This is a genomic window from Clostridium sp. ZBS15 (assembly GCF_023845705.1).
Classification (GTDB): Bacteria; Bacillota; Clostridia; order Clostridiales; family Clostridiaceae; genus Clostridium; species Clostridium aquiflavi.
The window spans coordinates 1-385 of the sequence record NZ_JAMQHY010000213.1 but is presented as its reverse complement, the minus strand read 5'-3'; the positions used below and the strand labels follow the sequence as shown (position 1 = coordinate 385).

1 protein-coding gene is annotated in these 385 nt (G+C 50.4%); it reads left to right on the top strand.

The window, feature by feature from the left end; translation table 11 throughout:
• A partial coding sequence (locus NG904_RS17075; protein ID WP_252232932.1) for a hypothetical protein occupies positions 1 to 244 on the top strand: 244 nt, incomplete at its 5' end.
• Positions 245 to 385: the final 141 nt, after the last annotated feature.

Sequence of the window (385 nt, the reverse complement as noted above, 5' to 3'; positions counted from 1 at the left end):
AAAAAAAAAAGAAGAAAAGAGAAAAGAAAAAAGAGAGAGAAAAAAAGAAAAAGAAAAAGAAGAAAGGAAAAGAAGAGAAAAAAAGAAAGAAGAAAAAATAAAGAAGGAAAAAGAGAGAAAGAAAAAGAAAAAAGGGAGAAGAAGAGGAAAAGAAAACGAAGAAAGGAGAGCAGATGCTATAAATAACAGAGCAGAAACAGAGGGAGTGACAAGGCAGCCAGCAAGACACGATCTACGCGCCTGACCCCCGGCCAGCTCACGCCCACCCACCCCCCACCCACCCGCAACCCCCCCCACCCCCACCGCCCCAGTCCCCACACCCACCAACCCACACCCCCCACCCACCCCCCCACCCCCCACACCCCCCCCCCCAACACGCTCCCCC